Origin of the sequence: Blautia sp. AF34-10 (assembly GCF_003477865.1) — a bacterium.
Lineage (GTDB): Bacteria > Bacillota > Clostridia > Lachnospirales > Lachnospiraceae > Fusicatenibacter > Fusicatenibacter saccharivorans.
Map to the genome: position 1 here is coordinate 1 of NZ_QUED01000035.1, position 18,701 is coordinate 18,701.

Annotated in this window: 10 protein-coding genes, 1 tRNA gene, 1 rRNA gene and 5 pseudogenes; 9 read left to right on the plus strand and 8 right to left on the minus strand. The window is 47.5% G+C overall.

What is annotated here, in order from left to right:
• Positions 1-219: 219 nt before the first annotated feature.
• The 8 genes and pseudogenes from rsmG to rpmH all read right to left on the minus strand — a co-directional run bounded on the left by rsmG (position 220) and on the right by rpmH (position 7,573).
• Positions 220-945, minus strand: coding sequence for a 16S rRNA (guanine(527)-N(7))-methyltransferase RsmG (gene rsmG, locus DWZ60_RS15470; RefSeq protein WP_118720400.1), 726 nt, complete (start codon positions 943-945; stop codon positions 220-222).
• A gap of 124 nt (positions 946-1,069) precedes the next feature.
• A pseudogene (gene mnmG, locus DWZ60_RS15475) lies at positions 1,070-2,940 on the minus strand (tRNA uridine-5-carboxymethylaminomethyl(34) synthesis enzyme MnmG).
• A 130-nt stretch (positions 2,941-3,070) separates the two neighbouring features.
• Positions 3,071-4,458: pseudogene (gene mnmE / locus DWZ60_RS21000) on the minus strand (tRNA uridine-5-carboxymethylaminomethyl(34) synthesis GTPase MnmE).
• Between the two features lie 171 nt (positions 4,459-4,629).
• Positions 4,630-5,454 (minus strand): RNA-binding cell elongation regulator Jag/EloR, encoded by an 825-nt coding sequence (gene jag / locus DWZ60_RS15485; protein WP_022462269.1) that lies wholly within the window; start codon positions 5,452-5,454, stop codon positions 4,630-4,632.
• 13 nt (positions 5,455-5,467) lie between these two features.
• Positions 5,468-6,763: a YidC/Oxa1 family membrane protein insertase gene (gene yidC / locus DWZ60_RS15490; RefSeq protein ID WP_118750376.1), complete on the minus strand. Its 1,296-nt coding sequence runs from the start codon at positions 6,761-6,763 to the stop codon at positions 5,468-5,470.
• A 23-nt stretch (positions 6,764-6,786) separates the two neighbouring features.
• A complete protein-coding gene (yidD, locus tag DWZ60_RS15495) occupies positions 6,787-6,996 on the minus strand; it encodes a membrane protein insertion efficiency factor YidD (RefSeq protein ID WP_022462271.1) in 210 nt (69 codons plus the stop codon).
• Positions 6,993-7,340 carry a ribonuclease P protein component gene (gene rnpA, locus DWZ60_RS15500; RefSeq protein WP_055266700.1) on the minus strand — a complete coding sequence of 116 codons (348 nt, stop codon included), beginning with the start codon at positions 7,338-7,340 and terminating at the stop codon, positions 6,993-6,995. Before rnpA ends, yidD begins: the two co-directional genes overlap by 4 nt.
• 98 nt (positions 7,341-7,438) lie before the next feature.
• On the minus strand, positions 7,439-7,573 hold the full coding sequence (gene rpmH / locus DWZ60_RS15505; protein ID WP_005952426.1) for a 50S ribosomal protein L34: 135 nt from the start codon (positions 7,571-7,573) through the stop codon (positions 7,439-7,441).
• A 707-nt stretch (positions 7,574-8,280) separates the two neighbouring features.
• Between rpmH and dnaA the strand changes: the two are divergent.
• The 9 genes and pseudogenes from dnaA to DWZ60_RS15550 all read left to right on the plus strand — a co-directional run.
• A pseudogene (gene dnaA / locus DWZ60_RS15510) lies at positions 8,281-9,620 on the plus strand (chromosomal replication initiator protein DnaA).
• A 342-nt stretch (positions 9,621-9,962) separates the two neighbouring features.
• A complete protein-coding gene (gene dnaN, locus DWZ60_RS15515; RefSeq protein WP_022462274.1) occupies positions 9,963-11,072 on the plus strand; it encodes a DNA polymerase III subunit beta in 1,110 nt (369 codons plus the stop codon).
• A 122-nt stretch (positions 11,073-11,194) separates the two neighbouring features.
• Complete coding sequence (locus DWZ60_RS15520; RefSeq protein ID WP_022462275.1) at positions 11,195-11,404, plus strand: RNA-binding S4 domain-containing protein; 210 nt, start codon at positions 11,195-11,197, stop codon at positions 11,402-11,404.
• Between the two features lie 40 nt (positions 11,405-11,444).
• On the plus strand, positions 11,445-12,542 hold the full coding sequence (gene recF / locus DWZ60_RS15525; protein WP_022462276.1) for a DNA replication/repair protein RecF: 1,098 nt from the start codon (positions 11,445-11,447) through the stop codon (positions 12,540-12,542).
• Positions 12,543-14,473, plus strand: a pseudogene (gyrB, locus tag DWZ60_RS15530) (DNA topoisomerase (ATP-hydrolyzing) subunit B).
• Between the two features lie 30 nt (positions 14,474-14,503).
• A pseudogene (gyrA, locus tag DWZ60_RS15535) lies at positions 14,504-17,010 on the plus strand (DNA gyrase subunit A).
• A 74-nt stretch (positions 17,011-17,084) separates the two neighbouring features.
• Entirely contained in the window at positions 17,085-17,789 is a 705-nt protein-coding gene (locus DWZ60_RS15540) for a lysophospholipid acyltransferase family protein (protein WP_117762034.1), read from the plus strand.
• Between the two features lie 201 nt (positions 17,790-17,990).
• Positions 17,991-18,078, plus strand: a tRNA-Ser gene (locus tag DWZ60_RS15545).
• A 422-nt stretch (positions 18,079-18,500) separates the two neighbouring features.
• Positions 18,501-18,701, plus strand: a 16S ribosomal RNA gene (locus DWZ60_RS15550); the annotation flags it as partial.

The following is an 18,701-nucleotide window of genomic DNA, read 5'->3' on the forward strand; positions in this document are numbered from 1 at the left end:
TTTAACAATTATCATATTTTCACAAATATTCAGCGCAAAATACTGCAAATAGGAGAATTGTTTTTTTGCTCAAAAGTGTAATTTTCCAGACATTTAATCGTATATATACATAAAAAATCAGAAGAGGTTATTATGCCAACTTACTCGGCATAACAACCTCTTCTGATTTCACCTTTTACACTTTTGTTTCTTTTTTAGCTTTCTCAAAAAATCTATTCTTTACTGAATCGGCTCCTTCGCCGGTGTTCCCGCTTTTCTCGGGTACTTTTTCGGCGTTGCCTTCCCCTTCTCGATACAGACAAACGATCTCTCATCCTCCGTTCCCGTAAGCTGGAAATAAACCGGCTCTTTTGCCTCGCCGCCAAGCACATGAATCGCTTTTTGGGCCGCAGTAAGCTCCTCATTCAATTTGCCCGATTTATACGAGACAAACCGTCCTCCCACCTTCACATATGGCAGACAATATTCCGAAAGGGAGCTTAAATTCGCCACTGCCCGCGACACCACGAGATCAAACTGCTCCCGGTAATCCTTCTGGCGTGCGAAATCCTCGGCTCTTCCGTGAACCGCCGTGATTTTCGAAAGGCCAAGCTGTCCGATCACCTCATTCAGGAATTTCACCCTCTTATTCAGTGAATCCAGCAATACAACTTCCACCTCCGGAAACGCGATTTTCAGCGGGATTCCCGGAAAACCGGCTCCCGTTCCCACGTCGAGAATGCGTCCCGCCTGTTCCACATCACAGACCTTCACCAGCGACAGACTGTCGAGAAAATGCTTCGTAATCACCTGATCGAACTCCGTAATCGCCGTCAGATTCATAAACGAATTCCACTCTACAAGCAGCTCATAATACTGCAGAAACTGCGTCTTCTGCTCCTCGGAAAGTGTGATTCCAAGCTCAAAAAGGCCGCGCTCAAATCCTTCAAGATTGTATTCTTTCATGTTGTTCTCCGTTCTACTCTATTCTTCCAAGTGCCCGCTGCACTTTTTGTTCCTGTCCACGCAGTATCAAAACACTTGCTGTTTCGCTGCATAAGAATGTAATTCAGGCATGCATATCTGTCCTTTATTTATGTCCCAGATACACCAGCAGAACCGAAATATCCGCCGGGGAAACGCCCGAAATACGTGACGCCTGGCCGATGTTGATCGGACGGTACAGGTTCAGCTTCTGTTTCGCCTCGATGCGCAGGCTCTGGATCTCGTCGTAATTGATGTTCTCCGGGATCTTCTTCTCTTCCATCTTCTTAAACTGCTCCACCTGCTTCATCTGGCGCTTAATGTAGCGTCGTACTTGATGTTGATGTTGACCTGCTCCTGCACATCCTCCGGCAGCTTGGGTCTTTTCGGATCTACTTCCGCCAGCATCTTATAATTCAGCTCCGGTCGGCGGATCAGCTCTGCGAGCGAACTTCCGCCGGAAAGCAGCGTTGATCCATACTCTTCCAGAAGCTCATTGATGTTCGAGCTCGTTCCCACATACGTATTCTCCACGCGCTCAATCTCTTCCTGAATCCGCTGTTCTTTTACTTTCAGTGCCTCATACTGCTCCTCGCTGATCAGACCCACGCGGTAGCCGTATTTGCGCAGACGCAGATCCGCGTTGTCCTGACGGAGCAGCAGACGGTATTCCGCGCGGCTCGTCATCATACGGTACGGCTCATGGTTCTCTTTCGTCACAAGGTCGTCGATCAGAACGCCGATATACGACTCCGAACGGTCGAGCACCAATTTCTCTTTTCCCTGTACGCGGAGCGCTGCGTTGATACCCGCGATCAGACCCTGTGCCGCAGCCTCTTCATATCCCGAACTACCGTTAAACTGGCCGCCGGAAAACAGATTTTTGATCGCCTTGAACTCGAGGGACGGCAGAAGCTGTCTCGGGTTGATGCAGTCGTACTCGATCGCATACGCATTCCGCACGATTTTTGCATGCTCCAGACCCGGCACGGTGTGATACATCGCAATCTGCACATCCTCCGGCAGCGAGCTTGACATGCCGCCGACGTACATCTCGTTCGTGTATCGTCCCTCCGGCTCCAGGAACACCTGATGGCGGTTTTTATCGGCAAATTTTACAACTTTATCTTCAATGGATGGACAGTACCGCGGGCCTGTTCCCTCGATCATGCCGGAATACAGCGGCGACCGGTCGAGGTTTTCGCGGATAATTTTGTGCGTTTCTTCATTCGTATACGTCAGCCAGCAGGATTCCTGATCGATCTGTACGCTCTCCGGATCGGTCGAGAATGAGAACGGCACAACGCGCTCATCGCCAAACTGCTCTTCCATTTTCGAAAAGTCAATGCTCCGCTTGTCAATACGCGCCGGTGTTCCTGTTTTAAAACGCACCATCTCCACGCCGTTCGCTTTCAGGGAATCCGTCAGATGCGTCGCCGCCTGCAGGCCGTTCGGGCCGGTATACGTGCTCACATCGCCGTAAATGCACCGTGCATTCAGATAAACGCCGGTACAGAGGACGGCAGCCTTACAGTGGTAAACCGCGCCGGAAACGGCCTTTACACCCGTCAGAACACCGTCTTCCACGATCAGCTCCGCAATCTCCATCTGGCGGATCGTCAGATGATCGGTATTTTCGAGAACCTCGCGCATCGACTGGCTGTACGCCCGCTTATCCGCCTGCGCACGCAGCGAATGCACCGCCGGTCCCTTCGATTGATTCAGCATTTTCGACTGTATGAACGTTTTGTCAATATTTTTGCCCATCTCGCCGCCGAGCGCATCGATTTCTTTTACGAGGTGTCCCTTCGACGTGCCTCCGATATTCGGGTTGCACGGCATCATGGCGATGCTGTCGACACTTACCGTAAATACAACCGTTTCCAGCCCCATCCGCGCTGCCGCAAGCGCTGCCTCGCATCCCGCATGGCCTGCGCCGATGACGGCAATATCAATTGTTTCTTCTAAAACTGCCATTTTTCTTTTATCCTCTTTCTCTATCTACAGCTTTGAATTTTGCCTTAAGCTTTTTCTACTCTGTCAAAATCCGGCTGTCGTTCCTTGTAACTCTATTCCGGCAGATCTTCGTAATCTGCATTTGCTGCCTTTATTTACCCGTACAGAACTTGCTGAAAATCTCATTCACAAGGTCTTCTCCCACCGCTTCACCGATGATCGAACCCAGCTCCTCATACGCATTCATAAGATCAATGGAAAAGAAATCCTCCGGCATACCCATTTCGATGCTGCCTGCCGTCAGCTCCAGACTCTTTTTTGCTTCCAGAAGCGCCTGTTTATGGCGCGCATTCGTGATGTAAACCTCATCGTTGAACGAAATTTCGCCCTGGAAAAACATCTTTTTCATCTGTTCCTCCAGCTCTTCCATACCCGTCTCTTCCCGCGCGGAAATGCTGATGACCGGAGCGCCTGTCTTTTGCTCCATCTCCTCTTTTTCGATCACCGCAGTCAGATCCGACTTATTCAGCAGCACAATCGCCTTGCGCCCTTTCAGGATTTCCATGATTTTTGCATCATTCTCATCGAGCGGCACGGATGCATCCACCACATAGAGAATCAGATCTGCGTCCTTTGCATGCTCCAAAGCACGATCCACACCGATTTTCTCGACCGTATCCGCCGTTTTTCGGATCCCCGCCGTATCCAGAATCCGAAGGGAAATGCCCTTTAAGACCAGATTTTCCTCGAGCACGTCGCGTGTCGTTCCGGCGATATCCGTCACAATCGCTTTTTCCTCGCCTGCCAGCAGATTTAAAAGCGATGATTTCCGGCATTCGGCTTTCCAAGAATAACTGTCTTGATGCCCTCCTGGATCATCTTACCCTCATCCGCAGATGCCAGGAGCTTTTCAACCTGTTTTTTCTGCTCCGCAACAACCACGGCCAGCCGCTCCGGGTATCCGTCCAGACTGATGTGCTCCGGGTCATCAAGCGCCGACTCGATAAACGCGATCTCATAAATCAGCTTCTCGCGAATTGCCCGGATCGCCTTTTTCACCGTTCCGCGCAGCTGGCTCTCGGAGCTTTTTAAGGCATACGCACTCTTTGCCGAGATGACATCCATAACCGCCTCGGCCTGCGTCAGATCCATTCTTCCGTTCAGAAACGCCCGTTTCGTAAACTCGCCCGGATCTGCTGCCCGCGCACCGGCATTTAAGACTGCCTCGAGCACTTTTTTCACCGCCAGCACCCCGCCGTGACAGTCGATCTCGACGGTATTCTCGCCCGTATATGTTTTCGGCCCTTTCATCACCATGACAAGGACCTCATCAATCACTTCCTCCCCTTCGGTAATCCAGCCATAATGAATCGTATGGGATTTGACCGCGGAAAGCTTTTTTCCTTCTTTTTTTGCACGGAATACGCGGTCCGCCACTTCGAACGCATCGTTTCCGCTGATTCTTACAATACCAATGCCCGCCGGCGCCATCGCTGTGGACACCGCAGCAATCGTATCATCCAAATGAAATCCTGCCATTGTTTCCAGTCCTTTCTAAAACCTCTCTTTTTGGGGATCCCAGTATTCAGATCCACATTTTTTCTTTCCTCTCGCATGGCTCTGAATAGTTCCATTTTAGCAGAAAACCAGAAAAGACGGTACCCCGTATTTTACACAGGTACCGTCTTTTTGCATATTTTTTACGCTTTCTTATCGTTTCGGCGCTACAACAACGTGGCGATATGGCTCGCTGCCCTCGCTGTAGGTCTCCACAAATTTATTTCCCTGCAGTGCAGAGTGGATGATTCTTCTCTCGTAAGGATTCATTGGCTCCAGAGAAACCGGTCTTCTGGTCTTTTTCACTTTGTAAGCGATGTTTCTTGCCAGGTTTTCCAGTGTTTCTTTTCTGCGCTTGCGGTAATTTTCCGTATCAAGTTTGACACGAACGTAATCCTTCTGCTCTTTATTGACTACAAGGCTGGTCAGATACTGAAGGGAATCCAGCGTCTGTCCTCTTTTGCCGATCAGGATGCCCATATCCTCACCGGCAAAATCAACTTCAAGAGAACCGTTCTCGGCATTATACTCCATCTGGATCTCAACCGGGAGCTCCATGGCTTTGAATACACCGCTTAAGAACTCAAGTGCCGTTGCCTTGATCTGGGCGATTTCCTCGTCTGTTCTCTGAACTACTTCACGCTCTTCTCTTGGCTCGGAGCGTCTTGCAGTTTCTGCCTGACGCGGAGCAGATTTTCTTTCCGTTTCTTTCTTTACAGCTTCTTTTTTCGGCGCTTCCTTTACCGGTGCAGGAGCTGCCTCTTTTTTCTCTGGTTTCTGGGGTGCTTCCGGTTCTTTTTCCGGTGCGGCTTTTACAGCGGCACGGATCACAGCCGGTTTACTTCCGATTCCAAAGAATCCGGAACTGCCTTCGCTGATGACCTGGATCTCCAGTTTATCGCTGGCAGCCTGAAGCTCAATGCAGGCTTTTGTAATAGCGTCGTCCACGGTTTTTGCGGATACTTCGATAAACTCCATAAAGATTTACCCCCTATTTTTTCTTTTTGCTGTTCTTTTCATCAAACTGTTTTACCATGTTTGCTTTCGCAGCGATGCTTCCGGCGCGGTATTCCTGATTACTGTTGTAATACTCAGTCGAAGCTTTTCTTGCTGCCTCTTTTTCCTCAGCAGACGGCTCTTCGTTCTCCTGTACCTGAATATTACGCACACTCTGCGTTGCAGCCTGTGTGATTTTCTGCGGCGGAAGGCCGGCTTTTTCTCTCTTCTTGGCCGCTTTTTCCTGATTTTTGCGGATCACCTCATCCATGTCAATCGAGGACATATGACGGTTGATCACAACCTGCTGTACGCTTCGAACAAGCGCACCTGCAATCCAGTAAATACCAATACCGATGGAGAACGATAAACACATAAATGCGGAAAAAACAGGCATTACCGTGTTCATGGTCTTCATGGAATTTTCCATGGAATTTGCTGTCTTATTTCCGTTGTTGGAAGATGGTGCCTGCGGCATCAGCTTGTAGTTCAGCCACTGGGTAAACCATGCCAGAATCGGCACCAGAATTGCTCCTGCAATCAGAAGCGCAGATCCGTTTGCCATACCCTCGCGGATGACATCCATCGGAGACTGTGTGATATTAAATCCAAGGAACATGTTGATATGCTTGGACTCCGCGGCGGTTTTTGTAATGGTATCCGCAATACCGGAGAACTCGCTGATGTCAGCCAGCTTCGTCCACTGGGACGGTTTCAGCACATAAAACATGTCCAGAAGGTTATTTTCGGTTAATGTTTCACTTACTTTACTGTACATGGTAACACGGTTATCTGTGATAAACTGTGTCAGGATGTCAGAATATCCTGATACACCCATCATCTGTGTTGTCAGTCCCTGGAATACATTGCGGACACTTCCGATATATCCCGGAATATGATAGATAACCTGGTACAGTGCAAGCAGAATCGGCATCTGAATCAGCAGTGTACTGCAGCTTCCTGTCGGGGAGACACCGTATTTCTGATAAACTGCCATGGTTTCTTCAGATTTTTTCATCTGAGAAGCCTGGTCTTTTTTGTTCTGATATTTCTTTTCAATTCTCTGCAGATCCGGCTGCATTACGCTCATCATCTTCGACATCTTCTGCTGCTTGATCTGAAGCGGCGTCAGAACGAGATAAATGATAATCGTATACAGAATAATCGCAATACCGATATTCGGAATTCCAATTTTTTCCAGACAAAAATAAATTCCATTGATCAGCCAGCCGAGGATCTGGCATACCCACCCGATAATCGGCCACGTTGATTTACTCAGTACGATATCCAAAACGTCTTTTCCTCCTTATTTATCTACGGCACAGGGTCGTAACCTCCGTGTGAAAACGGGTTACATCTCAGTATTCTCCATAATGCCAGCAGACTTCCTTTGAAAGCACCATATTTCTGAATCGCTTCCAGCCCGTACTGCGAGCAGGTCGGCGTATAAGGGCAGTGCACCCTCTTCAGAGGAGACAGGTACTTCTGATAAAACCGGATACCTTTTATCAATACCGTCTTCATTCTTCTGTTTCCTTTAATATATGATGCAGTTTTCCCAGATGCAAAAGTGCTCCCTCTATCTCGAAATACGTACAGTTTTTTGCATTAACTCTTGCGATCACAACTACATCCATTCCACACTGAAATTCCTCTTCATGCAGACGATAACTCTCCCGGATCAGTCTCGCCAGATGGTGGCGCACAACGCTGTTTCCCACCTTTTTACTTACTGAAATTCCAATCCGGTTCCGTCCCAGCTGATTTTTCTTCACATACATGACCAGAAATCGGTTTGCAAACGATGTTCCCTGCTTATAAACCAGCTGAAAATCTCTGTTTTTTTTCAGGCTTTCCGAATATTTCATGAATCCATTCTTTCCTTCATGATTTGTCTAAATTTTCTTTTCATTGAATAGCTTTAGATAGAAGAAAAGACCACATAAAATTTATGCGGCCTTTGGTTTTATGCTGATAATTTTTTTCTTCCTTTTAATCTTCTTGCAGCTAAAACTTTTCTTCCACCTTTTGTGCTCATTCTTGCTCTGAATCCGTGAACTTTAGCTCTGGATCTTTTTTTCGGCTGAAATGTCATTTTCATAAGATAAGGCACCTCCTTTAAATTCTAATCAATAACTGCCTGCAAGGCAGTATTTCACTACATGTATGACAGAAAACATCATTTCAATTATATTCATAAACCCCCATTTCGTCAACCCTAAAATCAATAATTTTCGCAGTTTTTTCGGGAAAAATGCCGCTCTGACGCGGTTTTCCGGTCTGCCGCTGCCCGTGCCTTCCGTGTGCTGATTTTCGGTTTATCCACAACTTATCCACACTGTCCGCCGCACGCGTACAAATACCAGTTCGATTTTTGTGCTTTCCACACGATATCTTGTAACCGTAATCAACATTATCCACAATCTGTGGATAACCTTGTGGATAACTTTCGGTTTTGCTGTGTACAACCTGTGGGCATTTCCAATTTTTCCAGTATTTACGCCATGTATAATGTGTATATAAGTTTTCCAGACTTTACACATTTCGGTTTTTCCAGCCCTCTATCCACAATTTTATCAACATAAGATTCCCTGTTATCCACAAACTATCCTCCATTTCATCAACAGGAAAATTTTTTACACATTCTGTGGATAAAAAAATAATTATCCACATTTTTGGGTTGAATAAAACGGCATTTTATTATATCATATAGAAGTAAAAATGCGACTATTCGGGGAAAATTTCGTTTTCCAGACAGAAGTTATCCCCAAAAAGCAATGATTATAGAAGCGGAGCGACAGAAAAAGCATGGAAATCGTACAAGATAAATGGAAAGAAATACTGCAGAGAGTGCGGGACGAGCACGAATTATCTGAGATCTCCTTTACTACATGGATTGAACCACTTACGATCCATTCGGTTGAGGACAATCTGATCACAATCCTGGTTCCATCCGAAAAAATGGGTCTCGATTACGTGAGCAAAAAATATACTCTTCCTATTAAAGTGGCAATCGCGGAAATCACAGGTGTCAACTATGAGATCCGCTTTATTCTTCCGGAAGAAGTGAAACAGGAAAAAGCGCCTGCTCCCGTCCAGAAAAATCTCTATGTGCCGAACCTGAATCCAAAGTATACCTTTGATACCTTCGTGGTCGGCAGCAATAACAAATTTGCCCATGCAGCTTCTCTCGCCGTGGCCGAATCCCCGGGAGAAATCTACAATCCGCTGTTTTTATACGGTGGTGTTGGACTGGGCAAAACCCATCTGATGCACTCGATCGCACATTTTATTCTTCAGAAGAACCCGTCTTCGCGGATTCTCTACGTAACGAGTGAAGAATTTACCAATGAAGTCATCGAGGCTATCCGAAACAGCAACAACACCGCAATGACCAAATTCCGTGAGAAATACCGCAATATCGACGTACTTCTCATCGATGATGTGCAGTTTATTATAGGAAAGGAATCCACGCAGGAAGAGTTTTTCCATACCTTCAATACGCTGCACGGCGCCAACAAACAGATCATCCTTTCTTCGGATCGTCCCCCGAAAGACATGGATATCCTGGAAGACCGCATCCGTTCCCGTTTCGAATGGGGACTCCTTGCCGACATCCAGAGCCCGGATTATGAGACGCGAATCGCCATTCTCCGAAAGAAACAGGAATTAGACGGCTATTCCGTCAGCGACGATGTGATCGAATACATCGCTTCCAATATTAAATCGAACATCCGTGAGTTGGAAGGCGCTCTCAACAAAATCATGCATACGCAAACCTTGAAAAACGTGAAATCAACATTGATCTTGCAGAGCAGGTGCTGCGCGACATCATCTCCCCGAACGAGAAGAAGGTGATCACGCCGGAATTTATCATCGACACCGTTGCAGATCACTTCGATATTACGCCGTCCGACATTGTCGGCAGCAAGCGGAGCAGCAAAATCGTATTCCCGCGCCAGATCGCAATGTATCTGTGCCGCGAAATGCTCGATGCCCCGCTGACCGGAATCGGAAAAATGATGGGCGACCGCGATCATACCACTGTCATGCACGGCATTGAGAAGATCGAAAAGGAAATGAGTGCTAAAGACAGTGTCCGCAACACGGTAGACATCTTAAAGAAGAAGATCAACCCGTCGAAATAGGCGGAGCCTTTGTAACTCTGTCAAAACGGTTAAAAACGATTTACATTTATATAAGAAGAAACTCATCGGTTGACAGGCCCTTATTTATACACAAACCGATGTGGAAAGCCTGTGGATGAATTGTGGACAAATTTGGGGCCTGAAGTTATCAACATTTCATACACAGGTTCACGTTCGATTATTCACAGAGTTATACAGATCGATTTTTCCAGTATTTCCGCATTCTTGACGGGGTTTTCCACATATCCACAGCCCCTACGACTAAGACTACGGATTTTTACTATATTTTTTCTTTATAAGCAGACTCACCAAGCAGTGAGGAAAGGAGAGTTATCCACAATTATGAAATTAGTGTTTGACAAAGCAGACCTTGTAAAAAGCGTTGGTATCGCTATGAAAGCTGTCTCCGGTAAAACAACCATGCCGATTCTGGAATGCATTCTGATTGATGCATCTTCCAACGTGATCAAATTTACCTCCAACGATATGGAACTCGGAATCGAAACCATCGTCACAGGTATGATTCTGGAACGCGGTATTGTTGCTCTGGATGCAAAGATTTTTTCTGAGATCGTAAGAAAACTTCCGGATAATCAGGTTACAATAGAAACAGATGAAAATCTGGTAACCACGATTACGTGTGAAAAAGCAAAATTTAACATTCCGGGACAGTCAGGAGAAGATTTTTCCTATCTGCCGATTCTCGAAACTTCCGATTGTGTTTCCATTTCCCAGTTCACCTTAAAAGAACTGATCCGTCAGACCATTTTCTCCATTGCAGCCAATGAGAACAACAAACTGATGACCGGTGAGCTTTTTGAAATCAAAGATAACACACTTCGCGTCGTATCTCTGGACGGACACCGTATTGCGATCCGCAGAATTGAGCTGAAAGATTCGTATCCGGACCGAAAAGTCGTTGTTCCGGGAAAAACCCTGAACGAAATCAGCAAAATTCTGTCCGGTGAGATGGATGATCAGATTGATATTTACTTCTCGGAAAACCACATTATGTTCAAGTTCGATGATACAACGGTCGTTTCCAGACTGATCGACGGTGAATATTTCCGCATCGACCAGATGCTTTCGAGTGATTACGAGACAAAAGTGACGATCAACAAAAAAGAATTCTTAAGCTGTATCGACCGTGCGACGCTTCTTGTCAAAGAAGGCGACAAAAAACCGATCATCATCGACATCCAGGATGGAGCGATGGAACTGCAGATCAACTCCGCGATGGGTTCCATGAAAGAAGAGATCGATATCAACAAAGAAGGCAAGGATATTATGATCGGTTTTAACCCGAAATTCCTGATCGATGCACTTCGTGTTATTGACGACGAGGAGATTTCGATTTATCTGGTCAACCCGAAGGCTCCATGTTTTATCCGGAACGAAGAAGAGAGCTATATCTACCTGATTCTGCCGGTAAACTTCAATTCCGTGAGATAAGTCACATAAGTTTGAAATCTGCCGGAACCTTTTCTGAAAGAACTTTCAGCGGTTTTACAGCCACACAGGTTGAAAACTGCGAACTTACGTGAGGAAAAGGCACGGCAGTGCAGGAGGAAAAAATGGAAATTATTACGCTGCGTGAAGATTACATCAAACTGGGCCAGGCATTAAAAGCTGCGGCTCTGGTAGAAGACGGCGTGGAAGCAAAGCTCGTCATCAAGGACGGCGAAGTGACCGTAAACGGTGAAGTAGATACCCGCCGCGGCCGCAAGCTCTATGACGGAGATGTTGTCTGCTACAATGGAAATGAGATACAAATTAAAAAATAAGGCTTAAAAACTTAAGCTGATTTTTCACGGACGAGTGCTCATGTATATCAAATCTTTAGAACTGAAGAACTATCGGAATTATGAGAGTTTATGCATAAATATCAGCCCCGGAACGAATATTCTCTACGGCGACAATGCCCAGGGAAAGACGAATATTCTCGAGGCTTTATATCTCGCGGGTACGACAAAATCGCACCGTGGCAGCAAGGACCGCGAAATCATCCAGTTTGACCGGGAGGAAGCCCATATCCGGATGATGGTGGAGCGGAACGGCAGCACGCATAAAATCGATATGCATCTAAAAAAAAATAAATCCAAGGGAATCGCCATTGATGGAGTTCCGATCCGCAAAGCGTCGGAACTTTTTGGCATTGTAAATATTGTGTTTTTCTCTCCGGAGGATCTGAATATCATCAAAAACGGTCCTGCGGAGCGCCGGCGTTTCCTGGATAGCGAAATTTGTCAATTGTCAAGACTATACATGATCGAGCTTGCCAATTATAATAAAGTGGTGGCGCAGAGAAACAAGCTGCTTAAAGAGATTTCGTTTTCCGGCAGAATGGCGGATACGCTCGAGATCTGGGATGAGCAGATGGTCCGCTATGGAACAAGCATTATTTCCGAGCGGAAAAAATTTATCAGCCGCCTGAATGATATTTTATCCGAGATCCATCAGAATCTGACCGGAGGAAAGGAGCAGATTCTGATTACCTATGAACCGAATGTGTCCGAGGAAGCGTTTTCCGAAGAGTTAAAAGCCGGAAGAGAGCGTGATCTGCGTTTCGGACAGTCCTACACCGGGCCGCACCGGGACGATTTCTGTGTGCGGGTCAACGACATTGATATCCGTAAATACGGTTCCCAGGGTCAGCAGAGGACGGCGGCGCTTTCGCTGAAATTGGCGGAGATCCGTCTGGTCGAGGAGGAAATTCACGATACACCGGTTTTACTGCTGGATGATGTTTTGTCGGAGCTGGACGGCAGCCGGCAGAATTATCTTCTGCAGAGCATTCACAGCATACAGACACTGATTACCTGTACCGGACTGGACGAGTTTGTCGAAAATCATTTTGAGGCAAACAGCGTATTCCAGGTGGTCGAGGGATCTGTGTTTCACAAAGAAACAGGAGGAATCTAAATGAGTACAGAGAACATGGAAAAGACAGAGTATGGTGCAGACCAGATTCAGATTCTGGAGGGTCTGGAAGCCGTACGGAAGCGCCCAGGTATGTATATCGGCAGTACCTCCGCACGGGGACTTCACCATCTGTCTATGAGATTGTCGACAACTCGGTAGACGAGGCACTGGCAGGATACTGCAAAAATATTGACGTTACGATTAACCCGGACAACTCCATCACCGTCATCGACGACGGCCGTGGTATTCCGGTCGGCATCAATCATAAGTCGGGCCTTCCGGCCGTTGAGGTTGTCTTTACGGTGCTGCACGCAGGCGGAAAGTTCGGCGGCGGAGGGTACAAGGTATCCGGCGGTCTGCACGGCGTTGGTGCATCCGTTGTAAATGCGCTGTCCAACTGGCTTGAGGTGCGCGTTTATCACGATGGAAAGGTTTATTTCCAGCGGTATGAGCGCGGAAAAACCATGAATAAGCTGGAGGTCATCGATACCTGTCCGATCGAAAAAACAGGTACCGAGGTCCGTTTCCTGCCGGATGACACGATGTTCGAGGAGACGGTTTATGATTACGACGTTTTAAAAACAAGACTCCGCGAGACCGCATTTCTGACCAAGGGACTGCGCATTGTTCTGCGCGATCTGCGCACGGATCCGGTAGTGGAAAAAGCATTCCACTACGAGGGCGGTATCAAAGAGTTTGTCAGCTACCTGAACAAGAGCAAAACGGCGCTCTACCCGGACATCATCTACTGCGAGGGAGAAAGAGACGGCGTTCTTGTTGAGGTTGCAATGCAGCACAACGATTCCTATCAGGAAAATACGTATGGTTTTGTCAACAACATTACGACACCGGAGGGCGGTACCCATATCGTGGGCTTCCGGAATGCGCTGACGAAAACCTTTAATGAATATGCAAGAGCAAATAAACTGTTAAAAGACAGCGAACCGAACCTGACCGGAGAGGATATCCGCGAGGGTATGACGGCGATTGTCAGCATCAAAATCGAGGAGCCGCAGTTCGAGGGCCAGACAAAGCAGAAACTTGGAAACAGCGAGGCGAGAGGAGCAGTCGACAATATCGTGAGCACTCAGCTCGAGCTGTTCCTGGAGCAGAACCCGGCTGTCGCAAAAACGATCGTTGAAAAGTCCCTGCTTTCCCAGCGTGCGAGAGAGGCTGCAAGAAAAGCGCGTGACCTGACGAGAAGAAAATCCGCACTGGACGGTATGTCCCTGCCTGGAAAACTGGCAGACTGTACCGACAAGGATCCGAAAAACTGTGAGATCTTCTTGGTCGAGGGAGATTCCGCGGGCGGTTCCGCAAAATCCGCGAGAAGCCGTGCAACGCAGGCGATCCTGCCTCTGCGTGGAAAAATCCTGAATGTAGAGAAAGCACGTCTCGATAAAATTTATGCCAATGCCGAGATCAAAGCGATGATTACGGCATTCGGAACCGGAATCCACGACGATTTCGATATCACCAAACTGCGCTACGACAAGATCATCATCATGACCGATGCCGATGTCGACGGCGCGCACATCGACACACTGATGCTGACGTTCCTGTACCGCTTCATGCCGGAGCTGATCAAACAGGGCCACGTTTACCTGGCACAGCCGCCGCTGTTCAAGATTGAGAAAAACAAAAAAGTATGGTACGCATACGATGACGATCAGATGAATCAGATCCTCAATGAGATCGGACGCGGAGATAATAAGATCCAGCGTTACAAAGGACTGGGAGAGATGGATGCGGAGCAGCTCTGGGAGACCACCATGGACCCGGAACGCCGTGTTCTGCGCCGCGTTGTGTTCGATGAAGAGTATTCTTCTGAAATTGATCTTACCTTCAATACGCTCATGGGCGACAAGGTAGAACCGCGCCGTGACTTTATCGAAGAGAGAGCAAAATACGCAAACAACCTGGATATCTAAAAAGTCCTGTGAACTGAAGTGGAGGAAAAGATGGAAGATAATGTTTTTGATAAAATTCACGAGGTCGATCTGAAAGACACGATGGAGGAATCCTACATCAACTATGCGATGAGCGTAATTGCATCCCGTGCACTTCCAGACGTCCGCGATGGCTTAAAGCCGGTACAGAGACGTATTCTGTACTCCATGAGTGAACTGAACAATACGCCGGATAAGCCGCACCGTAAGTGCGCGCGTATCGTCGGTGATACGATGGGTAAATATCACCCGCACGGCGACAGCTCTATCTACGGAGCACTCGTCAACATGGCACAGGACTGGGCAACCCGTTATCCGATGGTGGACGGCCATGGAACTTCGGTTCCGTCGACGGCGACGGCGCTGCGGCTATGCGATACACCGAGGCACGTTTAAGCAAAATCTCGATGGAGATGCTGGCGGATATCAACAAAGACACCGTAGACTTCGCCCCGAACTTTGATGAAACCGAAAAAGAGCCTGTTGTTATGCCGGCCCGCTACCCGAACCTTCTGGTAAACGGTACTTCCGGTATCGCAGTCGGTATGGCAACGAACATCCCGCCGCACAATCTGCGCGAGGTGGTAAGTGCCATTGTAAAAATTATTGATAATATCATCGAGGAGGACCGTACGACAGATCTCGAGGAGATTCTCGGCATTGTAAAAGGCCCTGACTTCCCGACCGGAGCAGAAATCCTCGGCACCCGCGGCATCGACGAGGCCTACCGTACCGGCCGCGGTAAAATCCGTGTTCGTGCGGTATCAAACATCGAGACACTGCCGAACGGAAAGAGCGAGATCATCGTAACCGAGATCCCGTACATGGTAAACAAGGCGCGCCTGATCGAGAACATCGCCGCGCTGGTAAGAGATAAAAAGATCGACGGCATCACCGGCATTGCGGACCACTCCAACCGTGAGGGTATGCGCATCTGTATCGAACTGCGCCGCGACGCCAATGCAAACGTCATCTTAAACCAGCTGTACAAACATACCCAGATGCAGGATACCTTTGGTGTGATCATGCTTGCACTGGTAAACAATCAGCCGAAAGTCATGAACCTTCTGGAGATGCTGACGTATTATCTGCAGCACCAGGAAGAGGTTGTGACGAGAAGAACGAAATACGACCTGAACAAAGCGCAGGAGAGAAGCCATATTCTGGAAGGACTCTTAAAAGCGCTTGACCATATTGACGAAGTGATCCATATCATCCGTGCATCCGCGAATGCGGCAGAGGCAAAGAAGAACCTGATGGAACGCTTCGATCTGAGTGATGCCCAGGCCCAGGCAATCGTAGACATGCGTCTGCGCGCTCTGACCGGTCTGGAACGGGAGAAGCTCGAGAACGAGTACAAAGAGCTGATGGCGCGCATCGAGCAGTTAAAAGCCATCCTCGCAGACCGCAAGGTGCTTCTTGGCGTTATCCGCAGGGAGATTCTGACCGTATCCGAAAAATACGGCGATGACAGAAGAACTTCCATTGGCTTTGATGAGTACGATCTCTCCATGGAGGATCTGATTCCGCGCGAGAATACCGTCATCACCATGACGAAACTGGGCTATATCAAACGTATGACCGTTGACAACTTCCGCAGCCAGAACCGCGGCGGCAAGGGAATCAAGGGCATGCAGACCATCGAGGACGACTACATCGAGGAGCTTCTGATGACGACGACCCATCATTACCTCATGTTCTTTACGAATACGGGAAGAGTCTACCGTCTGAAAGCATACGAGATTCCGGAGGCGTCCAGAACCGCAAGAGGAACGGCGATTGTCAACCTTCTCCAGCTGCAGCCGGGAGAGAAGATTACCGCTGTTATTCCAATGCGTAAATATGAGAAGGGCCATTATCTATTTATGGCAACGAAAAAGGGACTGGTGAAGAAGACGCCGCTCGAAGAGTACGAGAACGTCAGAAAAACGGGTCTTGCTGCCATTGCGCTCCGCGATGATGATGAACTGATTGAAGTTAAGACAACTGATAACGAGAAAGAGATTATTCTGGTAACGAAATTCGGCCAGTGTATCCGCTTCAAGGAAAACGATGTGCGTACGACAGGCCGTGTTTCCATGGGTGTACGCGGCATCAACCTTCTGGACGGCGATGAAGTAGTCGGCATGCAGATCTGCACGCAGGGAGACTATCTCCTTGTCGTATCCGAAAACGGCATGGGCAAACGGACGCCGATGGCAGAGTTTACCGTACAGCTCCGCGGCGGCAAGGGTGTCAAATGCTATAAGATTACCGAAAAGACCGGAAACCTGATCGGTTCCAAGGCAGTCAATGAGGATAATGAGATTATGATGATTACCACAGAGGGAATCATTATCCGTACACCATGCTCCGGCATTTCTGTTATGGGACGTATCACGTCCGGTGTCAAGCTGATGGATGTGGACGGTGAAATCAAGGTTGCCAGCATTGCAAAAGTAAGAGACAAAGAGGCGTCCGAGGAGACTCCGGTTTCGGAGAAAGAGAACGAAACGGCTTCTGAGAAAACGCAGGAATAATACAGCGTCGCAAAACGTGCCTGAGAGAAAAAAGCTCAGGCACGTTTTGCTCGTTTGGGGAAGGGAAGAAAAACATGAAACGAATTTTACTGATGGTGCTGCGGAATCTGCTTCTGGTTCCGTGGATGTGGTGCCGGCTCTGTTACCATGCAGCGCATCCGGACAAGTACAGTCTGGAAGAGCACTTTAAAATGCTGCGCTTTATTGTACAGCGGGCGAACAAAGGCGGAAACGTCATTGTGGAATCCTATGGAGCAGAAAATCTTCCGGAGCAGGACGGTTTTGTGATGTATCCGAATCACCAGGGACTGTACGATGTGCTGGCGATCGCAGGAGCGTGCTCGCGTACCTTTACAGTTGTTGCCAAAAAAGAGGTAGAGCATATTCCGTTTTTAAAACAGGTCTTTGCGTGCATCCACGCGCTGTTTATGGACCGGGAGAATCTGCGGCAGTCAATGCAGGTTATCAATGAGGCGGCCGATGCCGTAAAAGAAGGCAAAAACGTCATTCTGTTTCCGGAAGGAACGAGGAGCAGAAAGGGAAACCAGCTGCTGGAGTTTAAAAGCGGCAGCTTCAAGATTGCAGTAAAAGCAAAATGCCCGATCGTGCCGGTTGCGTTAAAAAACTGTTTTGTTCCGTTTGACTCCAATACCGTCCGTCCTGTAACGGTAGAAGTCCATTTTCTCGACCCGATCCCATACGAGGAATACCAGGGAATGAAGACAACAGAGATTGCCGAGATGGTAAAGAAGAGAATTGAAGCCGTCGTAACCGCGTAGCGGTTTCAGAAAAGAGCGTGATATGCGCTCTTTTCTGCTATTCTGGGGGCTGATTTGGGTTCTGTAAGGCATATTTTCTATAATAGTAAGAAAAAAACAAAAAATTCGAAAAAACGGGTTGACAAGAACGTAAGGTTTTTGTATAATAAACCATGCGTCACGAATGAGTGACTGCACATATCATTTTATATTTAGGCATTTGGAGAAGTACTCAAGTGGCTGAAGAGGCGCCCCTGCTAAGGGTGTAGGTCGGGTAACCGGCGCGAGGGTTCAAATCCCTCCTTCTCCGTTTAAAAGCCAAAAACAAAATGATATTTTTTGTGGAAAAAGTTCTTGACAAACAGCTTCACATCTGATAAGATAGCAGAGTTGGTGATAGGTTTGAAAAAACTAATCCAAAAAATAAATTAAAAAAGTTCTTGACAAAAGCGAATGAGTTTGATAAAATAAACGAGTTGCTGATCGAAAGAACGGCGAAGAAGTTAAAAAAACTTCAAAAAATAAATCAAAAAAGTTCTTGACAAACGAAAAGCTCTGTGATAAAATAAATGAGCTGATCCGAGTCGGAACGGCAAAGATCCTTGATAATTAAACAATGAAACACATCCTCGAAAGTTCTGAATAAGTAATTCAAAACGATCGAAAGATCCTTTAAAACAGTAAAAGGGATAAATTAGCTAGTATGTTGATTTTGAACTTGGAACAAACATTTTATCAGAGAGTTTGATCCTGGCTCAGGATGAACGCTGGCGGCGTGCTTAACACATGCAAGTCGAGCGAAGCAGTTAAGAAGATTCTTCGGATGATTCTTGACTGACTGAGCGGCGGACGGGTGAGTAACGCGTGGGTGACCTGCCCCATACCGGGGGATAACAGCTGGAAACGGCTGCTAATACCGCATAAGCGCACAGA